Raw genomic sequence first — 2,137 nt, 5'->3', positions numbered from 1 at the left:
CGGCTGCTGGAGACCATCCGCCAATACGGCCGCGAACGCCTGACCGCCTCCGGCACCGAACACCTCATCCAAGAACGCCACCGCGACTACTACCGGGATCTGGTCGCCCGCACGGACGAGGCGTGGTTCGGCCCCGACCAGGTCACCTGGTTCGACCGGCTGCGGCTGGAGCACGGCAACATCCGCACCGCCCTGGACTACTGCCTCTCGGCGCCGGAGGAGATCGACGCCGGCCTCGCCATCGCCTCCAGGTTGCGGTTCTACTGGATCGCGGCCGGGCTCGTTCATGAGGGCCGGCGCTGGCTCGAGGCGCTCCTGAGCAGCGATTCGGCGTCTCCCGCCGCCCGCGCCGGCGGCCTGTGCGTGCACGCCAGGCTGGCCGTCCTGCAGAGCGACTTCGCGGCCGCCCGCCCGATGCTGGACAAGAGCCGCGCGCTCACCGACCCGGTCGAGGACCCGGTGACCTTCGCCCAGTGCCAGTACGTCGCGGGCCTCTCCGCGCTGATCCGTCACGACCTGGGCGAAGCCGTGACCCTCCTGGAGGACGCCCTCGCGCGCCACCGGGAGCTGGGACATCCGGCCGGCGTGGCGAACTCCCTCATGTACCTCGCCACCACCTACTCCCTCCTCGGGCGCTCCGAGGAGGCCGTCGCGCTGTTCGACGAGTGCCTGCGGCTCTGCGAGGCGCGGAACGACCGCTGGTTCTGCTCCTACACGCTGTCCGTCTTCGGGATCGAGGTCTGGCGGCAGGGCGATCTGAAACGCGCGGCAGAGCTCGAACAGCAGGCCATCCGGCTCAAGCAGCCCTTCGACGACCGCCTCGGCATCGCGCTGTGCGTCGACGTCCTGGCCTGGATCGCCGCCGACGAGGGCGACCCGGAGCGTGCCGCCCGGATGCTCGGCGCACTGCGGGACATCTGGCGCCTGGTGGGCGGCCCGCCGTTCGGTTACCTCACGGAGTACCACGAGGACTGCGAGACGGCGGTCCGGGACCGTCTCGGCGCCGAGCGGTTCGACGCCCTGTTCCGGGAGGGCTGCGGCATGTCACTCGATCGTGCGACGGCCTACGCCCTCCAGGAAGGCGACGTGCCGGCCGCGCCGTTCGCGGCGAAGGGAACGGCGCCCTCGCCGCTGACCGGCCGGGAGATGGAGGTGGCGAAGCTCGTCGCCAAGGGGCTGAGCAACAAGGAGATCGCGGCCGCGCTCGTGGTCGCCCAGCGGACCGCGGAGGGACACGTGGAGCGCATCCTGCGCAAACTCGGCTTCACCTCACGCGCCCAGATCGCCGCCTGGGTCGCGGAACTCGCCGAGCAGGCCCCCGAGCACGGCTCCGTGCGCGGCCCAGGCCGCCGGTGACCCGGGCGGCGAGCCGGGGCTGGGCCCATCTCCGGCGAGCGTGACTCGCTTCGCCGAATCTCCTACGCTGGAGGAAATGCCTGTTCAGGACGTTCCAGCCTGGATCACCTCGCCCGCTGACGCTTCGAGCTTCGTCGGCCGCAAGCACGAGATGTCCGAGGTGAGGCGGCTCCTTACGCGAACACGGCTGCTCACGCTCACCGGCCCGGGCGGCGTCGGCAAGACCCGGCTCGCCCTCCGGGCCGCCAGGGCCGTACGCGGCCGGTTCCCCGACGGAGTAGAGATCGTGGAGCTGGCCGCGCTCGAGGAGGGCGGCCTGCTCGTGTCGGCCGTGGCCGCGGCCCTGGGCCTCCGGGAAGGGGACCTCCAGGTCACTCCGCTTCCCGCCGAGGTCACCCCGCTTCTCGCCGACTACCTGGCCGACAAACGGATGCTTCTCGTCCTGGACAACTGCGAACACCTGCTGCAGGCGTGCGCGGACCTCGCGAACGACCTGCTGCGGGCCGCTCCGCACCTGCGCGTGATGACCACCAGCCGGCACCGGCTCGGGCTGACCGGCGAGCAGGTGCTGGCCATCCCCTCTCTCGCGGTCGTCGGCGAGCACGCCCCCATCCGCGAGATCGCCCGGTGCGAGGCGGTACGGCTGTTCAGCGACCGGGCCGCCACCGTGAACCCCGACTTCACCATCAACGCCACCAACGCCACCACCCTCGCCCGCATCTCCGCACGCCTCGACGGCATCCCCCTCGCCATCGAACTCGCCGCCGCCCGCCTGCGCACC

2 protein-coding genes are annotated in these 2,137 nt (G+C 71.9%); both read left to right on the top strand.

What is annotated here, in order from left to right:
- A partial coding sequence (locus AB0I04_RS55075; RefSeq protein ID WP_360905042.1) for a tetratricopeptide repeat protein occupies positions 1-1,356 on the top strand: 1,356 nt, incomplete at its 5' end.
- A 76-nt stretch (positions 1,357-1,432) separates the two neighbouring features.
- Positions 1,433-2,137, top strand: a 705-nt coding sequence (locus AB0I04_RS55070) for an AAA family ATPase (protein ID WP_360905039.1), incomplete at its 3' end; no start/stop codon positions are given.

Source organism: Actinoallomurus sp. NPDC050550 (genome assembly GCF_040655075.1).
Lineage (GTDB): Bacteria > Actinomycetota > Actinomycetes > Streptosporangiales > Streptosporangiaceae > Actinoallomurus.
The sequence above is the reverse complement of the archived record's forward strand: the minus strand, read 5'-3'. Positions and strand labels throughout refer to the sequence as shown.